At 71.2% G+C, this 22171-nt stretch carries 22 protein-coding genes and 1 pseudogene; 20 read left to right on the top strand and 3 right to left on the bottom strand.

Annotation, left to right across the window (positions count from 1 at the left end):
* Positions 1-190: 190 nt before the first annotated feature.
* The 12 genes and pseudogenes from def (at position 191) to F0L68_RS15450 (ending at position 10299) form a co-directional block, all read left to right on the top strand.
* Positions 191-739 carry a peptide deformylase gene (gene def / locus F0L68_RS15505; protein ID WP_149850268.1) on the top strand — a complete coding sequence of 183 codons (549 nt, stop codon included), beginning with the start codon at positions 191-193 and terminating at the stop codon, positions 737-739.
* A 1-nt stretch (position 740) separates the two neighbouring features.
* The gene (fmt, locus tag F0L68_RS15500; protein WP_149850267.1) at positions 741-1667 is read left to right on the top strand and encodes a methionyl-tRNA formyltransferase; all 927 of its coding nucleotides are present in this window, start codon (positions 741-743) and stop codon (positions 1665-1667) included.
* Positions 1664-3106, top strand: a complete 1443-nt coding sequence (locus F0L68_RS15495) for an RsmB/NOP family class I SAM-dependent RNA methyltransferase (RefSeq protein WP_149850266.1) — start codon at positions 1664-1666, stop codon at positions 3104-3106. Before fmt ends, F0L68_RS15495 begins: the two co-directional genes overlap by 4 nt.
* A gap of 1 nt (position 3107) precedes the next feature.
* Positions 3108-3647 carry an HFCD family protein gene (locus tag F0L68_RS15490; protein WP_149850265.1) on the top strand — a complete coding sequence of 180 codons (540 nt, stop codon included), beginning with the start codon at positions 3108-3110 and terminating at the stop codon, positions 3645-3647.
* Between the two features lie 100 nt (positions 3648-3747).
* Positions 3748-4131 (top strand): annotated as a pseudogene (locus tag F0L68_RS15485) (transglycosylase family protein); the annotation flags it as partial.
* Positions 4132-4223: 92 nt separating this feature from the next.
* Positions 4224-4910: a ribulose-phosphate 3-epimerase gene (gene rpe, locus F0L68_RS15480; RefSeq protein WP_188316595.1), complete on the top strand. Its 687-nt coding sequence runs from the start codon at positions 4224-4226 to the stop codon at positions 4908-4910.
* 47 nt (positions 4911-4957) lie between these two features.
* Complete coding sequence (locus tag F0L68_RS15475; protein WP_149850263.1) at positions 4958-5611, top strand: riboflavin synthase; 654 nt, start codon at positions 4958-4960, stop codon at positions 5609-5611.
* 50 nt (positions 5612-5661) lie between these two features.
* The gene (locus F0L68_RS15470) at positions 5662-6924 is read left to right on the top strand and encodes a bifunctional 3,4-dihydroxy-2-butanone-4-phosphate synthase/GTP cyclohydrolase II (protein WP_188316594.1); all 1263 of its coding nucleotides are present in this window, start codon (positions 5662-5664) and stop codon (positions 6922-6924) included.
* The gene (ribH, locus tag F0L68_RS15465; protein WP_149850261.1) at positions 6921-7418 is read left to right on the top strand and encodes a 6,7-dimethyl-8-ribityllumazine synthase; all 498 of its coding nucleotides are present in this window, start codon (positions 6921-6923) and stop codon (positions 7416-7418) included. The genes F0L68_RS15470 and ribH overlap by 4 nt, the downstream gene beginning before the upstream one ends.
* Complete coding sequence (locus F0L68_RS15460) at positions 7418-7879, top strand: PH domain-containing protein (protein ID WP_438672285.1); 462 nt, start codon at positions 7418-7420, stop codon at positions 7877-7879. Before ribH ends, F0L68_RS15460 begins: the two co-directional genes overlap by 1 nt.
* A gap of 107 nt (positions 7880-7986) precedes the next feature.
* Positions 7987-9138: an ALF repeat-containing protein gene (locus F0L68_RS15455; RefSeq protein ID WP_149850260.1), complete on the top strand. Its 1152-nt coding sequence runs from the start codon at positions 7987-7989 to the stop codon at positions 9136-9138.
* A gap of 39 nt (positions 9139-9177) precedes the next feature.
* Entirely contained in the window at positions 9178-10299 is a 1122-nt protein-coding gene (locus F0L68_RS15450) for an ALF repeat-containing protein (RefSeq protein WP_149850259.1), read from the top strand.
* A 126-nt stretch (positions 10300-10425) separates the two neighbouring features.
* Here the strand turns inward: F0L68_RS15450 and F0L68_RS15445 are convergent, their stop codons facing one another.
* Positions 10426-10953 (bottom strand): hypothetical protein, encoded by a 528-nt coding sequence (locus F0L68_RS15445; protein ID WP_149850258.1) that lies wholly within the window; start codon positions 10951-10953, stop codon positions 10426-10428.
* A gap of 3 nt (positions 10954-10956) precedes the next feature.
* On the bottom strand, positions 10957-12453 hold the full coding sequence (locus F0L68_RS15440) for a helix-turn-helix domain-containing protein (protein WP_223198819.1): 1497 nt from the start codon (positions 12451-12453) through the stop codon (positions 10957-10959).
* A 115-nt stretch (positions 12454-12568) separates the two neighbouring features.
* Here F0L68_RS15440 and F0L68_RS42365 point away from each other — a divergent pair, with 115 nt between their 5' ends.
* The 6 genes from F0L68_RS42365 to F0L68_RS15415 all read left to right on the top strand — a co-directional run bounded on the left by F0L68_RS42365 (position 12569) and on the right by F0L68_RS15415 (position 18440).
* Positions 12569-12739: a hypothetical protein gene (locus F0L68_RS42365; RefSeq protein ID WP_188316593.1), complete on the top strand. Its 171-nt coding sequence runs from the start codon at positions 12569-12571 to the stop codon at positions 12737-12739.
* A 19-nt stretch (positions 12740-12758) separates the two neighbouring features.
* Positions 12759-13235, top strand: coding sequence for a hypothetical protein (locus F0L68_RS15435; RefSeq protein ID WP_149850256.1), 477 nt, complete (start codon positions 12759-12761; stop codon positions 13233-13235).
* A 76-nt stretch (positions 13236-13311) separates the two neighbouring features.
* Entirely contained in the window at positions 13312-13740 is a 429-nt protein-coding gene (locus F0L68_RS15430; protein ID WP_223198818.1) for a Rieske (2Fe-2S) protein, read from the top strand.
* An 87-nt stretch (positions 13741-13827) separates the two neighbouring features.
* On the top strand, positions 13828-14361 hold the full coding sequence (locus F0L68_RS15425) for a Rieske (2Fe-2S) protein (RefSeq protein ID WP_223198817.1): 534 nt from the start codon (positions 13828-13830) through the stop codon (positions 14359-14361).
* A gap of 523 nt (positions 14362-14884) precedes the next feature.
* Positions 14885-16891 carry a hypothetical protein gene (locus F0L68_RS15420; protein WP_149850255.1) on the top strand — a complete coding sequence of 669 codons (2007 nt, stop codon included), beginning with the start codon at positions 14885-14887 and terminating at the stop codon, positions 16889-16891.
* Between the two features lie 82 nt (positions 16892-16973).
* On the top strand, positions 16974-18440 hold the full coding sequence (locus F0L68_RS15415) for an ABC transporter substrate-binding protein (protein WP_149850254.1): 1467 nt from the start codon (positions 16974-16976) through the stop codon (positions 18438-18440).
* Between the two features lie 54 nt (positions 18441-18494).
* On the opposite strand, the gene F0L68_RS15410 is transcribed toward F0L68_RS15415, so the two are convergent.
* Entirely contained in the window at positions 18495-18833 is a 339-nt protein-coding gene (locus F0L68_RS15410; protein WP_149850253.1) for an ArsR/SmtB family transcription factor, read from the bottom strand.
* Positions 18834-18941: 108 nt separating this feature from the next.
* Between F0L68_RS15410 and F0L68_RS15405 the strand changes: the two genes are divergently transcribed.
* A complete protein-coding gene (locus F0L68_RS15405) occupies positions 18942-19937 on the top strand; it encodes a zinc-dependent alcohol dehydrogenase family protein (RefSeq protein WP_149850252.1) in 996 nt (331 codons plus the stop codon).
* Positions 19938-20045: 108 nt separating this feature from the next.
* Positions 20046-22016, top strand: a complete 1971-nt coding sequence (gene uvrC, locus F0L68_RS15400) for an excinuclease ABC subunit UvrC (RefSeq protein WP_149850251.1) — start codon at positions 20046-20048, stop codon at positions 22014-22016.
* The last annotated feature ends 155 nt before the right edge of the window (positions 22017-22171 follow it).

The following is a 22171-nucleotide window of genomic DNA, read 5'->3' as shown; positions in this document are numbered from 1 at the left end:
TGTTCGCACAGCTACAGGTGTCCGCGCTGGCGGGTAGCGTTGCACGGTCGGACCGCGCGGCCGGGCAGGCCCTGCGTGGTGTGTGACGGTCTTCACCGTTGCCTTCTGGCCGCTGACGACCGCCACGGCGACCGCCCTTGTCCGGTTCTCCTAGACTTACCTGCGGCTAGTCCCGCAGATTGGAGCGTCCGTGACAGTTCAGCCGATTCGGCTATTCGGCGACCCGGTGCTGCGCACCCCCGCCGCCGAGGTGACCGACTTCGACGCCGAGCTGCGCAAGCTGGTCAAGGACCTGTGGGACACCATGGAGGACAAGGGCGGCGCCGGGCTGGCCGCGCCGCAGCTGGGCGTCGGCCTGCGCGCGTTCACCTACCACTGCGACGGCTTCGCCGGGCACCTGATCAACCCGACCTTCGAGGTGGTCGGCGACGAGTACCAGGACGGCCCGGAGGGCTGCCTGTCCATTCCCGGCCAGTATTGGGACTGCCGGCGGCACCTGCACGTGGTGGCCAAGGGCTGGAACATGCACGGCGAGCCCGTCGAGGTCGAGGGCAGCGAGCTGCTGGCGCGGTGCATCCAGCACGAGAGCGACCACCTCGACGGCGTGCTGTTCCTGGACCGCCTCGACCAGGAGACCCGCAAGGAGGCCATGAAGGCCATCCGCGCGGCGGAGTGGTTCGACGGCGGCGTGCCGACTATCAAGCAGAGCCCACACCCCCTGTTCGGCGGGAATCACTGACATGCGACTGGTTTTCGCGGGAACCCCCGCCGTGGCGTTGCCCTCGCTGCGCGCGCTGATCGAGTCCGACGGGCACGAGGTCGTCGCCGTGGTGACCCGCCCCGACGCGACGGCCGGCCGGGGCCGCAAGCTGCTGCGCTCGCCGATCGGCGCGCTGGCCGACGAGCACGGCATCGAGGTGCTCACCCCACGCAGGGCAGGCGACCCGGACTTCCTGGCCAGGCTCCGCGAGCTGGCGCCGGACTGCTGCCCGGTGGTGGCCTACGGCGCGCTGCTGCCGCAGTCCGCGTTGGACATCCCGCCGCACGGCTGGATCAACCTGCACTTCTCGCTGCTGCCGGCCTGGCGCGGCGCGGCCCCGGTGCAGGCCGCCGTGCGCAACGGCGACGAGATCACCGGGGCGTCGACGTTCCGGATCGTCAAGGAACTCGACGCGGGCCCGGTGTTCGGCGTGGTCACCGAGGCGGTCCGCGAGCGCGACACCTCCGGCGACCTGCTCGACCGGCTCGCCGAGTCCGGCGCGCGGCTGTTGCGGTCCACCGTGGACGGTGTCGAGGACGGCTCGCTCGTCGCGGTCCCGCAGCAGGCGGACGGGGTCAGCTACGCGCCGAAGATCACCGTCGAGGACGCGCGGGTGGACTTCACCGCGCCGGCCGCCTCGGTGGACCGACAGGTGCGCGCGACGACGCCGGAGCCGGGCGCGTGGGCCGAGTTCAGGGGCGAGCGGTTGAAGCTCGGGCCGGTGCAGCCCGTCGATGGCGAGCAGTTGCCGCCGGGCGAGCTGCTGGTCGAGCGCAAGCAGGTGTTGGTCGGCACGGCCAGCCGGCCGGTCCGGCTCGGCGAGGTGCAGGCACAGGGTAAGAAGCGAATGGCAGCCACGGACTGGGCGCGCGGCGTCCGCGTGGCACCGGGAGAGCGGGTTTCGTGAACGGTCCAGGTCAGCACCCCTCCCGGTCCTCGCGCCCGTCCCGGCCTCGGCGGCCGGCGCCGCCGCGTCGGCGCAGCACCACCGCGACCCCGCCGGTGCTCGACCCGGCGCGGCAGGCCGCGCTGGACACGCTGCGGGCGGTCCGCGACCGCGACGCCTACGCCAACCTGGTGCTGCCCGGCCTGCTGCGGGAGCGGCGGATCACCGGTCGGGACGCGGCGCTGGCCACCGAGCTCGCCTACGGCGCGTCCCGCGCGCAGGGGCTGCTCGACGCCGTGCTGGCCGTCTGCGTCGACCGGCCACTGTCCGAAGTGGACGGAGCGGTGCTCGACGCGCTCCGGCTCGGCTGCTATCAGTTGCTGCGCACCAGGATTCCGGCGCACGCCGCCGTGGCGTCCACTGTGGACCTGGTGCGAGCCGAGCGCGGCTCCGGCATCGCGGGGTTCGTCAACGCCGTGCTGCGCCGCGTCACCGAACACGACGAGGCCGCGTGGGTCGCCCAGGTCGCGCCGGACGAGGCGACCGACCCCATCGGCCACCTCGCCATGTCCACCGCGCACCCGAGGTGGGTCGCGCAGGCCTTCGCCGAGGCGTTGGGCAGCAGGGGAGAGGCGCTGCGCGCGGCGCTGGAGGCCGACGACGCGCGGCCGTCCGTGCACCTGGTGGCCAGGCCGGGCGAGTGCACCGCAGAGGAGCTGGCCGCGATGACCGGCGGCGACCCGGCGCCCTACTCGCCCTACGGCGTGCACCTTGAGGCCGGCGCTGGCGATCCCGGCGACCTCGACCCGGTGCGCGAGCGGCTGGCCGCCGTGCAGGACGAGGGCAGCCAGCTGTGCGCGCTGGCGCTGACCCGCGTCCCGCTGGAGGGCCCCGACGAGCGGTGGCTGGACCTGTGCGCGGGCCCCGGCGGCAAGGCCGCGCTGCTCGGCGCGCTGGTCGGCCTGTCCGGCGGCACGCTCGACGCCGTTGAGAAGACCCCGCACCGGGCGGACCTCGTCAGCAAGTCGACCAAGGGGCTGCCGGTCACGGTGCACACTGTCGACGGCCGCGAGTCCGGGCTGGCCGAGGGCAGCTACGACCGGGTGCTGGTGGACGCGCCGTGCACGGGCCTCGGCGCGCTGCGGCGTCGGCCAGAGGCGCGGTGGCGGCGGCAGCCCTCCGACGTGGCCGGGCTGACCAGGCTGCAACGCGAGCTGCTCACCTCGGCGCTGAACCTGGCAAGGCCGGGCGGGATCGTGGCGTACGTGGTCTGCTCGCCGCACCTGTCCGAGACGGTCGGCATCGTCGCCGACGTGGTGCGCCGCACCGGCGCCGAGCGGCTGGACACCCGGGAGTACTTCCCGGAGATGCCCGACCTCGGCGACGGCCCGAACGTCCAGCTGTGGCCGCACCTGCACGGCACCGACGCCATGTTCTGCGCCCTGCTGCGGAAGCCCTGACGTGTCCGGCGGCCCCGGTGTGCTCGGGCTGGTCGCCGCCGGGGCGGGCGGCGTCGAGAAGCGGTTCCGGCTCGAACTGGCCGAGCCAGCGGCCCGCAGGGGCTGGCGGCTGGCGATCACGCTCACCCCGACGGCGTACCGGTGGCTGGACGCGGCAGGCGAGCTGCCGCAGCTGCGGGCGCTGACGGACCTGCCGGTGCGGGCCGAGCCGAGGCTGCCGAGCGAGCCGAAGCCGCACCCGGTGCCGGACTGCTTCCTGTTCGCCCCGGCCACCATGAACTCCGTGGTCAAGCTGGCCCTCGGGCTGCCGGAGAACCAGGCGCTCGCCGCCGTTGCCGAGGCCATGGGCATGCCGAGGGTGCCCGTGGTCGTGCACCCGCAGTGCGGCGAGCCGCTGTCCCGGCATCCCGCCTGGCCAGGGCACCTCGCCACGCTGGCAGGGGCGGGCGTGCGGCTGGCGGGCGAGGAGCACGCCGCCGACTGGACCGGGCTGCTCGACCTCGTCGACGACGCCGTGCGGCAGATCCGCCCCAACGGGTGAGTCCCCCCAGGACCTGCGGTCACCGAGTCGTGTGACGGCAGGGGTTTCCGGGGCGTGTGGTGCTGTTGTGACCTCGCGCACCCGGATCTACCGTCCCGCCATGGCAACCGCTGGATTGGTCAAGAAAGTGATCCTCGTCGCCGTGCTGGTCGGCGGCGGGCAGCTCGCCACCTGCGTCCCCGCGTCGGCCGACCCCGCCTCGAGCGACTGGGCGCGGCTGCGGGACTGCGAGTCGAGCGACGACTACGGGACCAACACGGGCAACGGCTACTACGGCGCCTACCAGTTCAACCTCAGAACCTGGCGCAGCGTGGGCGGCGAGGGCCTGCCCAGCAGCGCGGACCCCGCCGAGCAGGACTACCGCGCCCTCTACCTGTACCGGATGCGCGGCTGGCAGCCGTGGCCGGCCTGCGTCCGCAGACTCGGCCTGAGCGAGGACGAGGACGCCGCCAGCGGGGTCGAGCCGACCTACGCCGACGCGTCCTCCATGAGCGACTGACTTCGGCGGACAAATACCGGGCGGTAAACATCGGTCGGCCGGAGTACCTAGACTCACCAGTCGTGGTTCACCAGCCCATGATCGCCCCGAGCATCCTGTCCGCAGACTTCGCGCGCCTCGCCGACGAAGCCGTCGCCGTGTCCGGCCGCGACGGCGCCCCCGGCGCCGACTGGCTGCACGTCGACGTGATGGACGCGCACTTCGTGCCCAACCTGACCCTGGGCCTTCCCGTGGTCAAGTCGCTGCTCGCGGCCACCGACATCCCGCTCGACTGCCACCTGATGATCGACGACCCGGACCGCTGGGCGATCGGCTACGCCGAGGCGGGCGCGCACAACGTCACCGTGCACGTCGAGGCCGCGGCCGACCCCGTGCGACTGGCGAGGAACCTGCGCGCCGCCGGGGCCAAGGCCGGCCTCTCGGTGAAGCCCGGCACGCCGCTTGAGCCGTATCTCGACGTGCTCAAGGAGTACGACACCCTGCTGGTGATGTCGGTCGAGCCGGGCTTCGGCGGCCAGAAGTTCATGGCCGAGGTGCTGGACAAGGTCCGCACCGCTCGCCGGCTCGTCGACACCGGCCACCTGCGCCTGCTGGTGGAGATCGACGGCGGCATCAACGCCGAGACCATCGAGGCCGCCGCCGAGGCGGGTGTCGACTGCTTCGTGGCCGGCTCCGCCGTGTACGACGCGACCGACCCCGGCCGCGCGGTCGAGGCGCTGCGCGGGCTCGCCGCCACGGCGTCGCCGCACCTGGCCGTCCGCTGACCACGAGTACGTCCGTCCGCTAGTTGAGTCCCTTCAGGAGGAGCGCGGTGTTCACCGGGATCGTCGAGGAGCTTGGCGAGGTCGTCGCCGTTGAGCAGTTGCCGGACGCCGCGCGGCTGACGGTGTCCGGGCCGGTGGTGACCTCGGACGCGGGGCACGGCGACTCGATCGCGGTGAACGGCGTCTGCCTGACCGTGGTCGAGGTGTCCGGCGGCGCGTTCACCGTGGACGTGGTGCAGGAGACGCTGCGCCGCTCCAGCCTGGACAAGGTGCACGAGGGCGACCGGGTCAACCTGGAGCGCGCGGTCGCCGTCGGCCAGCGGCTCGGCGGGCACATCGTGCAGGGGCACGTGGACGGCACCGGCGTGCTGCTGTCGCGGGACGAGACCGGGCTGACCCGGTTCGCGCTGCCGCACCGGCTGGCCCGCTACATCGTCGAGAAGGGCTCGATCACGGTGGACGGTGTCTCACTGACCGTCGTCGAGGTCACCGACGAGGAGTTCTCCGTCGCGCTCATCCCGACCACGCTCGAGCTGACCACGCTCGGCGCCAAGCAGGCAGGCGACATCGTCAACCTTGAGGTCGACGTGCTCGCCAAGTACGTGGAGAGACTGACCACCCCGCACCTCGCTGCGGGCGTCAAGCGCCGTCCGGAGGACAATGGCAGCCAGGGCGGCGCTCACCTTGAGGAGAATCGGTGACTGATTTGGCGAACGAGACGCTTGGGGGCGACTCGACCGGCAGGGTGCTGATCGGGGCGTTCGCGGACATCGAGCAGGCCATCGCGGACATCGCGGCTGGCCGACCGGTCGTCGTGGTCGACGACGAGGATCGCGAGAACGAGGGCGATCTGATCTTCGCCGCGGAGAAGGCGACTCCCGAGCTGCTGGCCTTCATGGTCCGCTACACCTCGGGCTACGTGTGCGTGTCGCTCACCGAGCACGACTGTGACCGGCTCGACCTGCCGCCGATGTACCACACCAACCAGGACCGCAGGGGCACCGCGTACACCGTCACGGTCGACGCGAAGGAGGGTGTGAGCACCGGCATCTCGGCCGCCGACCGCGCCCGCACGATCCGCCTGCTGGCCGACGGCAACGCCGTGGCCGGCGACTTCGTCCGGCCGGGCCACGTGGTTCCGTTGCGCGCCAAGGAGGGCGGCGTGCTGCGCCGCGCTGGCCACACCGAGGCCGCCGTCGACCTGGCCAGGCTCGCCGGGCTGCGGCCGGTCGGCGTGCTGTGCGAGATCGTCAGCCAGAAGGACGAGGGCGACATGGCCCGGCGGGACGAGCTCGCGGTCTTCGCCGAAGAACACGACATGCGGCTGATCACCATCGCCGACCTGATCGCCTACCGCAGGCGGACCGAGAAGCAGGTGGTGCGGGTCGCGGAGGCGCGCATCCCCACCGCGCACGGCACGTTCCGGGCCGTCGGCTACGACAGCACGCTGGACGGCATCGAGCACATCGCGCTGGTCTACGGCGACCTCGGCGACGGCGCGGACGTGTTGGTGCGGGTGCACTCCGAGTGCCTGACCGGCGACGTCTTCGGCTCGCTGCGCTGCGACTGCGGTCCGCAGCTGGACGCCGCGCTGGAGGCCGTCGCCACCGAGGGCAGGGGCGTGGTCCTGTACATGCGTGGGCACGAGGGCCGGGGGATCGGCCTGATGCACAAGTTGCAGGCGTACCAGCTCCAGGACGACGGCGCCGACACGGTGGACGCGAACCTCGCGCAGGGCCTGCCGGCAGACGCCCGCGACTACGGCACCGGCGCGCAGATCCTGTGCGACCTCGGCATCAGGACGATGCGGCTGCTCACCAACAACCCGGCCAAGCGCGTCGGCCTCGAGGGCTACGGCCTGACCGTGGTCGACCGGGTGCCGCTGCCGATCTCGCCGAACCCGGAGAACCTGCACTACCTCCGGACCAAGCGGGACCGGATGGGGCACGAGCTGCACCACCTCGACCAGTACGAGATCGCCACGCAGGCGAACGAGGAGACGACGGGCGTATGAGCGGGGAGGGGCGTCCGGAGATCGCGGTTCCGGACTGTGAAGGGCTTCGGCTGGCGATCGTGGCCACCCGGTGGCACACGAAGATCACCGACACCCTGGTCGAGCGGGCGCTGGTCGCGGCGAAGCAGGCCGGCGTCGCCGAGCCGACCGTGGTTCGGGTCGCCGGGGCCATCGAGCTGCCGGTGGTGTGCCAGGCGTTGGCCAAGCACCACGACGCCGTGGTGGCGCTCGGGGTGGTCATCCGAGGCGGCACTCCGCACTTCGAGTACGTCTGCGACGCGGTGACGGCCGGCCTGACCAGGGTCTCGCTCGACGAGTCCACCCCGGTCGGCAACGGCGTGCTCACCTGCGACACCGAGCAGCAGGCGCTCGACCGCAGTGGGCTGCCGGATTCGGTCGAGGACAAGGGTTTCGAGGCGTGTGTCGCCGCGTTGGACAGCGCCCTGGTGCTGCGCGGGTTGCGCCAGCCGTGGACGGAGCGAGGATTCGAGTGATGACGATGGCGGCACAGGCCGAGAAGCCGTTGGTGGTGCGTCCACGGCGGGCGCGCATGGTGGCGACCGTCTCGGCCGTCGTCCTGGTCGTGGTGTTCGTGGTGGTGGCGCTGCTGCTGAAGAACACCTCGACGGGTGTGTACTTCCGCACGTCCGACCAGGTCGCGATGGTGGGCGTCGGGCTGTTGCTCGCGGCGGGCGCGATGATCTTCGCCAGGCCGATGGTGCGCGCGGACGCCGAGGGCATCGAGGTGCGCAACGTCTTCACGGTGACCCGCTACCCGTGGACGCTCGTGCGGCAGGTCAGCTTCCCCGACGGCACGCCGTGGGCGCGGCTGGACCTGCCCGACGACGAGTACGTCGCGGTGATGGCGGTTCAGGCGGTGGACCGCGAGCGCGCCGTCGTGGCGGTGCGGGCGCTGCGTGAGCTGCATCGCAGGGCCAACGCTGTCGCGGAATGATCAAAAAGGGACAAATCCGACAAGTCTGGTTAAATGCTCCAGGCTTGTCGGATGTGGGCGCGCGAATGACGCCCGGATTCCCTTGATCATTTTGGAGAACAACAGAAGTGACAACGAAGTCGGTCGGCGCGACCACCGCGCGCGCGGTGCTCGCTGCGGCGGCCGTTCTTGCGGTCAGCACGGGATCGTTCGGGACCTTCGTCGCCGCGGCCGAGGAGACGGGCGTCGCAGGCCAGGCCGCGACCGCCCAGCCCGGCGAGCAGGCGCAGGACAGCGAGGCCGCTGAGCGGGCCGAGGTCGAGCGAATCCTGGCCACGGGTGGTCCCGCGACGAGGCGGGCCGCGCAGGAGGCGCTGAACGGCACCATCGAGGACGTGCGCAAGTTCCTGCGCACCGGGCAGTTCCAGACGCGCGACGTCGACGACCAGATTGCGGTCCAGCGGATCCTCGACGCCGCCCCCGAGGGCTCGGTGACGCAGGCCAAGGCGAACGCGGCGCTCAACGGTTCACCCGAGGACGTCCGCGAGTTCCTGGCGCACGGGCAGTTCGTCGCACGCGAGACCGACGAAAAGGCCGAGGTCACCCGGATCCTGGCTGAGGCTCAGCGGGACGACAACCGCATCACGGCCAGGGCGGCGCAGAAGGCCCTCGACGGGACGCCGGCTGACCGGCACGAGTTCCTGGTGCGCGGCCAGTACGCGGCCCGCCAGTCCGACGAGCGGTTCAAGGTCGCCCAGATGCTCGGCGGCGGCTCCGCGTTGTCGGAAGCCGCGAACAAGGCCCTCGACGGTTCCCCGGAGGACAGGCACGGGTTCCTTGTGCACGGGCAGTTCGTCGCGCGCGAGATCGACGACCGCGTCAAGGTCAACCAGATCATGTCCGCCGCGCGGCAGGACGGCTACCTGAGGCTCGTCGCGGCCGCGCAGAAGGCCCTGGACGCCAACACCTGGGACGCGCTGAAGGAGTTCCTGCGCACCGGCCAGTTCGAGGCCCGCAAGCTGGACGAGGCGGCCGTGACCACCCCGCAGCCGCCGGTCGGCCAGCCGGCCGAGCAGCCCGCCAAGCCCGCCGAGCAGCCCGCCGCGAACGCCGTGCAGCCGGTGGCCTCCGCTACGCAGCCCGCCGTGGCCTCGGTGAACACCGCTCCGCTGGCGAACACCGGCGCGCCCGTCGGCGGCGTGCTCGGCGCGGGTCTCATCGCGCTGGCCGCCGGTGGCGTCCTGCTCGGCGCGGCCCGCCGCCGCACCAATGGCGCCTGAAGCACCTCTACTGATCATTCTCAGAGAAGGGACATCCACATGAGCACCAAGCCGATTGGCGTGGCTGCGGCGCGTGCTGTTGTCGCGACGGCGACCCTCTTGGCGGTTGCCACCGGGACCCTCGGGACGGCGGTTGCCGCCGCCGCCGAGCCGACCGCCACGAGCCCAGTCGCGACGGCCCCGTCGGAGCAGGGGAGGAGCGAGCGCGACCAGGTCCGCGAGCTCCTGACCGACCCGAGCGAGTGGGTCAGGAAGGGTGCGGAGGCGGCCTTGGCCGGCTCCGACGAGGACGTGCACACGTTCCTTACCGTGGGCCTGGCGAAGATCCGCGAGGACGACGACTGGGTCAAGATCGGACAGATCATCACCGCAGGCGGTCCCGCGACGAAGTCGGCTGGCCAGGCGGCCCTGAAGGGCGGCATCGAGGCCATCCGGGATTTCCTTGCGCACGGCCAGCACCGCGCGCGCGAGGTCGACGACGACATCGCCGTCAATCGGATCATGTACGCCGCCACCCAGGCCGGCTACAAGAAGCTCGAAGCGGCCGCGCAGAAGGCGCTGGACGGGACTCCCGAGGATCGGCGCGAGTTCCTGCGCACCGGCCAGTTCAGGGCTCGGGTACTGGACGAGGACCTGGCTGTCACGAGGATGATCGGCGAGGGCGGCCCCGCGTTGGAGCAGGCCGTGCAGGAGGCACTGGACGGGACCCCGGCGGACCGCCACGAGTTCCTGGAGCGTGGCCAGTTCGTGGCACGCCAGATCGATGACCGGTTCAGTGTCACCCGGATCTTCTCGACCGGCGGCCCCAAGGTGAAGGAGGCGGCTCGGAAGGCGCTGGACGCCAACACCTGGGACGCGCTGAAGGAGTTCCTGCGCACCGGCCAGTTCGAGGCCCGCAAGCTGGACGAGGCGGCCGTGCCGACCCCGGAACAGCCCGCCAAGCCCGCCGAGCAGCCTGCCGCAGTGGTCGCGAACGTCGGGCAGCCCGCTGACTCCGGCGCGGCGACCGCCGCCGCGCGGCCCGCTGCGGCCGCTGCTGCCTCGGCACAGACCACTGCGCTGGCGAACACCGGCGCGCCCGTCGGCGGCGTGCTCGGCGCGGGTCTCATCGCGCTGGCCGCCGGTGGCGTCCTGCTCGGCGCGGCCCGCCGCCGCACCTAGCGGGCCTGACCGGCCGGGCACCGACCCGAGTACCGCTGCGCGAACAGGCCCTCAGGCTTCGGCCGGGGGCCTGTTCGCCTGTTCGGACCGCGCCGGCAGGACCGCGTCGGTACGGCAGCGCGACGGCTACCTGCGGCTGGCGCCCTCCGGCCAGACGACGTACACCGGCACGCCCATCGAGCGGGTGTGCGCCACCACGTCGGCGGTGCCGCCGATCCCGCCGGACCGCTCGCCGTCCCAGATCGCCACCAGCCCGTCCACGCTGGCCACCACGCGCTCGCTGGCGGCGAGGTAGGCCTGCCGGGACGACTGGAGGAACGGCAGCACGCTGACCACCGCCGCGTCCGCCAGCAACCGGTCGTAGTCGGCGACCTGGTGCGGCTTGAGGCGTTCCCGGTAGTCCGAGGCCGGCAGCACCACCTCCACCTGGCCGCCGAGCGCGAGCACCACCTCGGCGAACAGCTGGTCCGCCCCCGGCGCCAGGCAGGTCACGCCGGTCAACGTCGTGTCGGGCCGCTGCGCGACCAGCTCGCCGAGCAGCGTCCTGACCGCCCCCGCCACCGATTGCAGGCACTCCTCGGCGAGGTTCATGTGCCCGGTGACCCCGACCCGCAACTGATTCGCCGGCCTGTGCCGGCCCTGCTCCGCCGCCATCGGTCAGGCTGGCCGCACAGTACGGATGGCGTCCCGTGTCTCGCGGACCGCCGGTAGCGCGCGATGGTCCGCCGACTCCCTGGCGAAGTCCTGGAGCTTGCGCAGCACCCGACCGGACCGCAGCCGCACGGCGGTCGGTAGCACGCCCTGGATCAGCTGGCAGGCGTCCTCCGGCTCACCCGCCACCATCCGCGTCCTGGCCAGCCCGATCACGTCGAAGGCGCGGTTGCGCACCAGCGTCGGATCGCGCAGGGCCAGCGCCCGCCGGATGTGCTGCTCGGCGAGCGGCGCCTGCCTCGGGTCGTGCGCGGCGAGGTCGCGCAGCCTGGCACCGATCACGCCCTCCAGCTCCGCCTCGTCGAACGCCTCCAGCCAGGACGGCTCGGCGGCCGGATCGCGGGTCGCGAAGCAGTCCTGCGCGTTGCCGATCGCTCGGTGGAACTCCCTGACCTGGCCCATCTGCGCGTACGCCCACGCCTCCCTGGTCAACAGCACGGCCCGCAGGGTCGGGGTGGCGGTGCGTCTGGTGCCGTACTGGCCCAGCTGCACCAGTTCCAACCCGTCCTCCGGCCTGCCGAGGTCGAACATCTGTCGGGCCATCGACGCCAGGCACATGGCCGCGAACGGGTCGTTGCGGCCCGCCTTCGCCATCCGCACGGCCAGCACGTAGTAGCGCTGCGCCGCGTCGTGCAGCCCGGCGTCCCACGACATGCTCGCCGCGACCTTGGCCAGTTCGGCTCCGATGAAGAAGGCCCGTTCCGTCGTCGGGCCGGCTGGCGCTCGCTGCAACCGCTCGGCCAGCTCGTCGAGCTGGCCGAGGACGGCCTTGCGGGCCAACCCCTCCCCTCCCCGGCCGCCCCACCCGCGCAGTCCGTCGGCGACGTACTGGAGGGCTGACAGCTCGTCCTCGCTGATCGTCGAGCCCGACGACCAGCGGGACATCGGTTGCAGCGGATGAAGCCATCGCTGCAACGGTTCGACCAGGGCGGGTCCCACTGCCACCGCGGCCGCTCCGGTGAGCGCCGCACGTCTGCTGATCGCCAAGTCACTCCTCGTCGTCTCCTCGACCGATCGAGCGATGCTCGGCGCATCCCACGGGGCGCTGAACACGTCGGGAGGCGAGCCCGGCTCGGTGTCGGCCACGTTCGGCGACCCCGTCCGGTCGAACCACAGCCGCTCCCGAGGGATGGCCAGCACCTCGGCGAAATGCCTCAGCTTGTCCATCCGGTCGATCGGGTTCTCTCCGGTCTCGTACCGGCTGAGCTGTGCCTGGCTGATGCCCAGCCAGGCGGCCATGCGGTCCTGGGTGACTCGGTTCACATGTTGCGGGTGGTGCCGGTAGACGGCCAGCAGGGCACCCATGTTCTGGTCGGCGAACGCGCCGGCCAGCACCGGATGGCCCCAGAAGGAGTCGGGCACTTCGGGCGGACCGAAGACCTGTTCCCTGGCGTTGCGCCGACACCGATGGCACAGCCGGTCCGCGTTGTCGGCGGCGATCAACGCGCCACACGGGCAGGCTCGCTTGGCCGCGGATCGTCTTAATCCGATTGATTCCATGCCATCGCCCCCCGTGACTGAGCGTGCTCGCAGTGTAATCCGTCGTGATCAGGAGTCCATGCATCTGCTGCATAAACCGCCTTCCGTGTCGATTCCACGCCAAATGCAGGCGATGCATGCGCGCGACCCGCTCGCGGGTTGGTGCCTCGACGTCGGCGGCCGCAGGCTGCTCCACATCGGCCGGGCCGAACCCCGGGTCGACCAGCAGACCAACGACCGGACCACTTGACCGGGAGGACGTCAGCCCCATGACCATCACCTCGAGCGCCCCAGAACGGGCAGCGCCGCCAAGGAACGACAGGGCGCTCGGCGAGGCCCTCGCCGCCTACCGCGTGCTCGGCTGGCACGTCAGCGTCACGGAGCAGGGCGTGTTCCTGCCGCTCGGCCCCGCGACGACGGCGCTGGCCATGCCGGCCAGGATCGGGTCTCGGGTGCTGGCCGACCTCAGGTCGCGGATGCTCGCCGGCCCGGTGCTGGTGTTGCCCGGCCCGCGTGAGCACTGGATCTTCCTCGCCGAACTGGTCGCCCTGTTGCCGACACACCTGAAGGCGCCCCCCGAGGTGCAGTTCGTCAAGTCGCCGCACCGCATCGTGCTGCCGCCGACGATGACCAGGTACGGATCGGTGCGCTGGGCGAACCCGCCGTCACACAGCCGGCACTGGTTCCCGCCGTTCACCGCCGTGCTGGCGCTGGCCCGCTCCGCGAGCGAGGCGGACAAGCGCTGACTCCCCGCCCGGTCCGCCGGCCCGTCCACCCGGAATGTGAAGATGGGTCAGGTCGGCGAACTGGGAGGAACAACTGGTGGACAACGGCGCGCGGGTGTTCGGGCGCAGGTCGGTGTTGTGCGGCGCCATCGCGCTCGCCTCGGGCGCGCTCGTCGCGTGCGGTGGCGGCGGTCCGAGCCGGACCGGCGGGATCGGCTCGGCCAAGCCGGGAGACCGGCTCGCCGCGCTGGCCGAGGTGCCCGTCGGCGGCGGCACGCTCGTCGACGTCGCGGGCAACGGCCGGTTGCTGCTGGTCCGGCCAACCAAGGACGACGTCCGCGCCTTCAACCCGGCCTGTCCGCACGCCGGCACCATCGTGAACCCGCCCGGCGGCGGGGTGATCACCTGCCCGACGCACGGCAGCCAGTTCGACGCCGCGACGGGCGACGTCCGCAAGGGGCCGTCGACCAGCGGGTTGGCCCGGTTCGCCGTCCGGATCGAGGGCGACCACGTGGTGCTGGCCTGAGTTTTCCGCCCGTTCGGTGAACCGTGTCCGGCGGGGACGCGTAGTGCTCGGCAGACTGGCAACGTCCGTCCGCTCCAGGAGGCCGAGTTGAGCCCTGCTGACCCCACCACCGTGTCCACCTTGCTTCCGTCGAACCCGTCGCGCAGACAGATGCTGTGCGGACTCGTCGTCGCGCTGCTCGCGCCCGCGACCCTGGCCGCGGCCTGTGGCTCCGACTCGTCCTCGTCCGGCGGATCGGGTTCCGGCTCCACGGGTGGCTCGACCGGCACCGGCCCGACGGGCTCCACCGGCCCAACCGGGTCCACCGGGTCCACGGGCTCCGCCGGGGGAGCGCTGGCCGCGCTCGCGGACGTCCCGCAGGGCGGCGGCCTGCTCGTGGACCGGCCGGGCGGCGGCAAGCTGCTGCTGGTGCGCCCGACGGCGACCGAGGTCGCGGCCTTCGACCCGATCTGCCCGCACCAGGGCACCACGGTCAACCCGCCCAAGGGCGGCGTGATCACCTGCCCCAACCACGGCAGCCAGTTCGACGGCGCGACCGGCGGACTGAAGAAGGGGCCGGCGGCGAAGGGCCTGACCGTCGTCGCGGTGAAAGTCGACGGCGACCACGTGGTCCTCGCCTGAGGCGAGTGGCTACTAGCCCGTTCGAGTGGCATCTGCGGCCCGGTCGATCAGTCGGCCGGGCCGCATGATCCGTCCACCGGATCCGCCCGCGCATCCCTACTGACAGGTCGCTGGACTCGCGGCGGGCATGGATTGCAACGAGGCACCGCCGCGCGCGATCACGCCCGGTCCCACCGGGACGTTGGCCTTCGCCAACCGGCTGAAACCACAATTCTTTGCGAATACTGTCCACTACGGTGTTACTGTCCGGGGCATCCGGAATTAATCCCATGTTCCCACGAGATCATGGCGCCCATAGCGGTCATCGCTGGGTAGTTTTCAATCCAGGTCGCACAGAATCGAACCGCACTCGCCCGTGCGCACTGCCCATAACTCCGTGGCACCATCGGCACGGAGAGTGTTGACTGAGTTCGCCGGCGGGCAGCATACTTGGCGCGATGTCCCGTTGATCGTTCCGACGACGTCAGCGGCATCCATGCATGGGCCAAGGGGTGAAATGGATTCTGGGGGCTTCCCTGAGTTGATGGGGCGGCGGGAACTGCTCGAAATGATATGGTCGGACTCGCTGGACAGAAAACGATATCCGGATGTCGCGCGCCCGGTGGTGGCGGTGTTCGGCCCACGGGGGAGTGGGAAGACCTCGATTCTCGGCGAGCTCGTGTCGCGCGCCGAATTGCAGGCCTCGCAGCCTTTTGTCTCGGTGTTGAACCTGGAGAATCTGGACTCGGGGATGCAGAGTTGGCAATTGGTCGGCAAGTTGGCCTATGCGCTCACCTCCGCTCGATGGACTCAATTCGGGCGTCTCAAGTTTCCCAGATTCGCCCTCGGTCGTCTGATCACCGAGGGAAAGGTCACGACGAAGAGCCCTGAAGAGACGCAGTCGGCGATCGAGGACATTCTGGTTCAGGCAAGGCGTATCGGCGAGCGGCGCGACGATCTCGCCGGTCTCGTCGGCCAACTGCCGCAACTGCTCGGTTTGCCGTCGCTGCTCGGTGCGGGGACCGTGATAGCTCGTGCCATTCCGTCGAAGTGGCTCGTCGCATCGCTCTACCGCACGGGCATCGAATTCTATCGGACCGCCCTGCGCAAGCCGCCCGGCGGCGGCTTTCAAGCGCTGGTCGAGCTGCGTGAGTGGGGGCAGAGCCCGCGTCAGCACGGCGACGATCTCGCCAGAGTCCTGTGCGAGGCATTCCTGGCGGACCTCGCGGCCAACTACGCTCACGGATTCCGGCCGAGGAACTGCCTGGTGCTGCTGGACAACATCGACGTCGCGGTGGGCCAGCGGTTCATGTCCGCGTTGCAGGCCGCCCGCGCACGTCGAGCAGGGCGGGCCGACCCGCTCGTCGTCGTGGTGACCAGCAGGCGGATCGACCTCAGCCACCCGTCGCTGACGACCTCGGCCGAGAGCGACTACGTCGCCATGTGGGCCACGATTCCCGCCGACGGCAGCGCGTCGTTCGCCGACTGGGCGGCGCGACAGGCCGGGTCGCCGCACTCGGCGGTGTATCCCGTGCGGCTGACGGACCTGTCCCTGGAGCACGTCGGCCACATTGCGGCACAACACTTCTCTCGCGGATCCGAGAACATCGCCCGGCTCGTGTTCAGTCTCACGCGCGGCCATCCGTGGAGCGTCGCGAAGGTACTGGCCGCCTACGGTCGGCTCGAGCGGGTGTCCGGGGACCTGGCCGAGCCGGATCTGCGCAGGCTGTTCGCGCTCCGATGCGAGGGCGATCCTGCGGGGTTCGCGGACCTGGCCGCCAAGGCGCTGCTCCTCGACGACCTGAGCCGGGTCAGGTCGCAGGATGTCGTGACCTGGGCGGCGGCGCGGGACGTCGCCACGGGGGAGGACTGCCTGCCGGCGACCAGGGGCATTCAGGCGCAGGTCGCCGCCCTGGGCTGGCTCAGCCGAGGCGAGGGCCATGGCGACGCCGCCGGTGCGCCGGTGCTGAACGCCTGGCTGCGCAGGCTGCTGCTGCACAAGCTCTCGCAGCTCGCGGACGGCCGAGTGTCCTGGTTGGACACGTTCGCCAGGCTCGCCCGACACGCGATGGACGACGGCCGCCTGTCGACCGACGAGCACTACTACCTGCTGGCGGCGGGCCAGTTCTCCGGCGCGACCGGGTATCTCAACGACCAGTTCGACCGACTGGACGCGGAAGGCTGGATCGAGACGTTCAACCTGGTCACCTCCGCGCCACGGCCGAGCGGCAGCCCCAACGGTGTCGTGCCCGCCCCGCCTCGTTCGGCTCAGGACGCCCAGACCGCGCACGGGATGCTGACCGCCGAGCTCATCGCCGAGGTGCCGCCGTCGAGTGAACTGCCCGACAGCGATCAACACGGGGAACGGTGGGTCACCATCGCGGGAATGGTGGTGGCGCGCTGGCTGTGGTCGGACCCGCTGAGCGATCCGGCGCTGCGGCTGAATCCCGTGATCTGTAATGGCTTTCGAGATCTGGCGAGGCGTTCGCCGCGAGGCGGTCTGCGACTGGTCGCCGAGGCCGATTTCTACCACCAGGATGGACGTCCGTGACCGGTCACCCCTGTTCGCCGGAAGATCCCGAGATCGTTGTCGTCGCGCGCAGGGGGTGCCCGTGTCCGCCTCGGTAGGGAAAATGGAGAAGTTTCCGTGGTGGCAGGCCCATGCCAAACTGGCTTTGACCGCCGCGGTCGGGCTGCTGCTCGTGGTCGGCGGCGGTCTCTACCGTTTCTGGCCGCACGACGAACCCACGTACGTGACCGACGGTTCCTATGTCTTCAACGAGAGCCTGCGGGCCGTCGAGGGCCTGATCAGGACCGAGAACCAGCGGGTCGCGGACAGTCATCTGGATTACGTGCGGGTCGTTTTCACCGACCCGATGAGCCCGGTGCCGGGTGTCGACCCGAACACGCACGAGTCGGTGCGCCGCGATGTCGAGGGCGCCTATCTCGCGCAGCTGGCCTGGAATCGGCCGAACGGCAAGCCGCCCGTTCCGCAGATCCAGCTCTTCCTGGCCGACGAGGGAAGTCAGCTTGGCGCGTGGCAGGCGACCGCCGCCGCCATCGTGCACACCGACCGCGTCGTGGCGGTCGCGGGTCTCGGGGTGAGTGTCGACAACGCCAGGAGCCTGGTCGCCGAGCTGGCGAGGCACAAGATCGCGATCGTGGCCGGTGCGATCACCGGTGACCACATGACGCTGTCGAAGGACGAGCCCGGCCCGGTGCCGGGAATGGTGCGGGTGGCGCCGACCAACAGCGATGAGGCCGCCGCGACCCTCTACTATCTCGATCGCGACCCCGAAGTTCCCGACAATGCCACCGTTGTCGTCGTCCAGGACCAGAACAACAACGACGACTTCGCCGCGACTCTCGGCAGCGCATTCGTGCAGACCCTGGAGGCGGACAAGACCCGAGGCCACACGATCGCCCAGCCGGGAATGGTGTACGACTCGAGGCTCACCGCGTCCGGCACCATCCTGGCCGCGGCCGCGAACCGCGTCTGCGACCAGCACGCGGACGTGGTGTATTTCGCCGGCAGGGGAAACGCGTTGCAGGGATTCCTCGGCGGACTGGCGAGCCGGAGCTGTGCCAGCGCCCGCCATCTGACGGTGGTCGGCGCCACCGATCTGCTGCGCCAGGCAGGCGAGACGATGTGGCGCAGCGGTCAGAGCGCCAACATGACCGTCATCTCGCCGGCGATCACCAACCCGGACATGTGGAGCAGGGACGCCAACGCGGCGTCCGCCGAGACGTCGGCGAGGTTCACGGCGCACTGCGGCACCTGCTTCCCCACGCTGTTTCCCGGTGAGTCCCTGGCGGACGGCGACGCGGTCCTGTCGCACGACTCGGTGTGGACCGCCGCGATCGCCATTCGTCAGGTGGTGGAGGCGGGAGTCGCCGCGCCGACCCCTGGAGCCGTCGCGCAGTCCCTCAACGAGCTGAAGGTCGACGCGGCGAGCGGGTGGATCTGCGCCTTCGACGCCAACCACAACCCGGTGAACAAGGCGATCCCCATCGTGAAGATCGATCAGGACGGCAAGGTCTCCTACCTCTCGCTCTCCTCGCCCAAGGGGGTGCCACCGAGCGGCGGATGTCCGCAGTGACGGGGCGCGCGCGCCGGTCGCGAAAGGGCGACTACTCGGGTGCGCGAAGGGCGTCTACTCGGGTGCGAACGGGACGCGGACGGCGGCGCCCTCCGCGATCGCCAGCGTCAGCAGGCCGGGGAAGCGGTGGTCGAGTTCGTCGCGGCGCAGGCTGTTGAGGCGGCGCACGCCGTCGTCCCACTGCCGGATCACCCCGGCCTCGCGCAGGATGCGGAAGTGCCGGCTCGCCGCGGACTTGCCGACCGGCAGCGCGAACCCGCCGCAGTGCACGCCGTCCACCTCGGCGAGCGCGGCCACGATGCCCAGCCGGACCGGGTCGCTGAGCGCGGCGAGCACGGTCTGGAAGTCCAGTTCGTCCGGGTTCGAGAGCGGCGACGAGGTTCGGCTGGCCACCTCCGCAGTGTGCCAGCGCACAACATGTTCCACAACTGACGAACATGGCCTACGGTTCCATATGTTCGACGGTTGCCGAACATGAACTGCGGGGAAAGGTCACGGACGATGGCGAAGGTAGTGCGCTTCCACGAGTTGGGTGGCCCGGAAGTGCTGCGGCTGGAGGAGATCGAGGTCGGCGAGCCCGCTGCGGGTGAGCTGCGCATCAGGGTGGACGCCATCGGGCTGAACCGGTCCGAGTCGATGCTCCGCTCAGGCCACTACGTGCACGGGGTCGACCGGTTCCCGGCCCTGCTCGGCTACGAGGCGGCCGGCGCGGTCGAGGCCGTCGGCGACGGTGTCGCGGGTTTCACCGTCGGCGACCTGGTCAGCGTCGTGCCCGCGTTCCGGATGGGCGACTACGGCGTCTACGGCGACCAGGTGATCGTGCCGGCCTCGGCCGTGGTGCACCGGCCGGCGGAGATCGACGCCGTCACCGGCGCCGCCGTCTGGATGCCCTTCATCACCGCCTACGGCGCGTTGGTCGACGTCGGCGGCCTGCGCGCTGGCGACGCGGTCGTCGTCACCGCCGCCTCCAGCAGCGTCGGCCTCGCCACGATCCAGCTCGTCAACCATCTCGGCGGCATCCCGATCGCGACCACGCGCACCAGCGCCAAGCGCGACCAGCTGCTCGCCGCAGGCGCCGAGCACGTGATCGTGACCGACGAGGAGGACGTGGTCGAGCGAGTCCTCGCGGTGACCGAGGGCCGGGGCGTGCGGTTCGTCTTCGACCCCGTGGCCGGTCCCGGCGTCCGCGAGCTGGCCAAGGTCATGGCGCCCGGCGGCACGCTGTTCGTCTACGGCACCCTCAGCCGCGAACCCACGCCGTTCCCGACGACCGCGCCGGGCAGGCCGTTCCAGATGCGCTCCTACACGCTGATGGAGATCACCATGGACGAGCAGCGGCTGCGCCGGGCCGAGCGGTTCATCGGCGCCGCGCTCCGGTCCGGCGCCTTCCGGCCGGTGATCGACCGCAGCTTCGACCTGGCCGAGATCGTCGACGCGCACCGCTACCTGGAGTCCAACGCGCAGGTCGGCAAGATCATCGTCACGGTCGGGCACTGACGGTCGGGGCCGGTCGCCGCGCTGAGGCGACGCCGGGGCGCCAGGTCCGCCCCGGCGTCGCGACGGCCGGCCGTTGGACTGTCGGTGCCCACCCGTAGGCTTTGCAACGTGGCCGATCCGTCGACCTATCGCCCGTCGCCTGGCACCATCCCGGACGCACCTGGCGTGTACAAGTTCCGCGATGCCGGCGGCAGGGTGATCTACGTCGGCAAGGCGAAGAGTCTGCGCAGCAGGCTGTCCTCGTACTTCGCCGACCTGTCGACGCTGCATCCGCGCACCCGGCAGATGGTCACCACCGCCGCGAGCGTCGAGTGGACCGTCGTCGGCACCGAGGTCGAGGCGCTCCAGCTCGAGTACAACTGGATCAAGGAGTTCGACCCGAGGTTCAACGTCCGCTACCGGGACGACAAGACCTATCCGGTGCTCGCCGTCACGCTGCACGAGGAGTTCCCCCGGCTGCACGTCTACCGGGGCCCGCGCCGCAAGGGCGTCCGCTACTTCGGCCCCTACGCGCACGCCTGGGCCATCCGGGAGACCCTCGACCTGCTGCTGCGGGTCTTCCCCGCGCGCACCTGCTCCTCGGGGGTGTTCCGCCGGCACGAGCAGATCGGCAGGCCCTGCCTGCTCGGCTACATCGACAAGTGCTCGGCGCCGTGCGTCGGCAGGGTCAGCGCCGACGAGCACCGCGATATCGTCGAGGACTTCTGCGACTTCCTGTCCGGCCGTACCGACGCGATGGTGAAGCGGCTGGAACGCGAGATGACCGCCGCCTCGGACGAGCTGGAGTTCGAGCGGGCCGCCCGGCTGCGCGACGACATCGGCGCGCTGCGCAAGGCCATGGAGAAGCAGGCCGTCGTCCTCGGCGACGGCACCGACGCCGACGTCGTCGCCTTCGCCCAGGACGAGCTGGAGGCCGCCGTCCAGGTGTTCCACGTGCGCGGCGGCCGGGTCCGCGGCCAGCGCGGCTGGGTGGTAGACAAGGTCGAGGACGTCGACGTGCCCGGCCTGGTCGACCAGTTCGTCACCCAGTTCTACGGCGAGCAGGCCGAGTCGACCGAGTCTTCGGCCACCGGACCCGACGCGGCGGCGAGCCCGGTGCCGCGCGAGGTGCTGGTCCCCGAGCTGCCGGCCGACGCCGACGTGCTCGCCGACTGGCTGTCCGAGCTGCGCGGCAGCCGAGTGCAGCTGCGGGTGCCGCAGCGCGGCGACAAGCGCGCCCTGATGGACACCGTCTCGCGCAACGCCGCCGAGGCGTTCGCCCAGCACAAGCTGCGCCGCGCTGGCGACCTGACCGCGCGGTCGGCCGCGCTCCAGGAGATCCAGGACGCGCTCGGGTTGGACACCGCGCCGCTGCGGATCGAGTGCACCGACATCAGCCACGTGCAGGGCACCGACGTGGTCGCCTCGCTGGTGGTCTTCGAGGACGGCCTCGCCCGCAAGTCCGAGTACCGCCGCTTCGCGATCAGGGAGGCCGCCCAGGAGGGCGACGTGGCCTCGATCGCCGAGGTGGTGCGCCGCCGGTTCGCCAGGTACCTGAGCGAGACGGAGGAGCAGGCGGAGGCGGCCGGTCCGCTGCCGGGGATCAACCCGGAGACGGGCAAGCCGCGCCGGTTCGCCTACCCGCCCAACCTGCTGGTGGTGGACGGCGCTGGCCCGCAGGCGACCGCGGCCGCCGACGTGCTCGCCGAGCTCGGCATCACCGACGTCGCCGTGGTCGGACTGGCCAAGCGGCTGGAGGAGGTCTGGCTGCCGGGTGAGCCCGATCCGGTGATCTTGCCGCGCACCAGCGAGGGCCTCTACCTGCTCCAGCGGGTGCGCGACGAGGCCCACCGCTTCGCCATCAGCTACCACCGGCAGAAGCGCTCGAAGCGGATGACGACCTCGGCGCTCGACGACGTGCCCGGCCTCGGCCAGACGCGGAAAGCCGCGCTGCTCAAGCACTTCGGCTCGCTCAAGCGGCTGAAGGAGGCGACCGTCGAGGAGATCAGCGGGGTGCCGGGGGTCGGCAGACGCACCGCCGAGTCGGTGCACTCGACCCTGGCCGGCAGTGCGCCCGACCGTGCAGGGGACAATTCCTGATGGGACGTCCGAGCGGGTTGTGCGGTCCGCTCGGTCCTGCGCAATCATGCCCAGAACAATTTTGCCCAGAATGAGTTTTGCAATGCGGCACCGGGGGACGTCGGTGCGTGTGAACGGGAGGACGGACGGCGTGACTACCAGCGCTGGTGAGCGGT

It is taken from the genome of Solihabitans fulvus, from assembly GCF_008386585.1.
Lineage (GTDB): Bacteria > Actinomycetota > Actinomycetes > Mycobacteriales > Pseudonocardiaceae > Solihabitans > Solihabitans fulvus.
The sequence above is the reverse complement of the archived record's forward strand: the minus strand, read 5'-3'. Positions and strand labels throughout refer to the sequence as shown.

Coding starts and splice junctions, on each gene's coding strand:
- F0L68_RS15405 (WP_149850252.1), top strand. CDS start 18,942: ATGGCGAAGGTAGTGCGCTTCCACGAGTTGGGTGGCCCGGAAGTGCTG.
- F0L68_RS15415 (WP_149850254.1), top strand. CDS start 16,974: ATGGAGAAGTTTCCGTGGTGGCAGGCCCATGCCAAACTGGCTTTGACC.
- F0L68_RS15420 (WP_149850255.1), top strand. CDS start 14,885: ATGGGGCGGCGGGAACTGCTCGAAATGATATGGTCGGACTCGCTGGAC.
- fmt (WP_149850267.1), top strand. CDS start 741: ATGCGACTGGTTTTCGCGGGAACCCCCGCCGTGGCGTTGCCCTCGCTG.
- F0L68_RS42365 (WP_188316593.1), top strand. CDS start 12,569: ATGCATCTGCTGCATAAACCGCCTTCCGTGTCGATTCCACGCCAAATG.
- ribH (WP_149850261.1), top strand. CDS start 6,921: ATGAGCGGGGAGGGGCGTCCGGAGATCGCGGTTCCGGACTGTGAAGGG.
- F0L68_RS15435 (WP_149850256.1), top strand. CDS start 12,759: ATGACCATCACCTCGAGCGCCCCAGAACGGGCAGCGCCGCCAAGGAAC.
- F0L68_RS15445 (WP_149850258.1), bottom strand. CDS start 10,953: ATGGCGGCGGAGCAGGGCCGGCACAGGCCGGCGAATCAGTTGCGGGTC.
- rpe (WP_188316595.1), top strand. CDS start 4,224: ATGATCGCCCCGAGCATCCTGTCCGCAGACTTCGCGCGCCTCGCCGAC.
- F0L68_RS15460 (WP_438672285.1), top strand. CDS start 7,418: ATGACGATGGCGGCACAGGCCGAGAAGCCGTTGGTGGTGCGTCCACGG.
- F0L68_RS15450 (WP_149850259.1), top strand. CDS start 9,178: ATGAGCACCAAGCCGATTGGCGTGGCTGCGGCGCGTGCTGTTGTCGCG.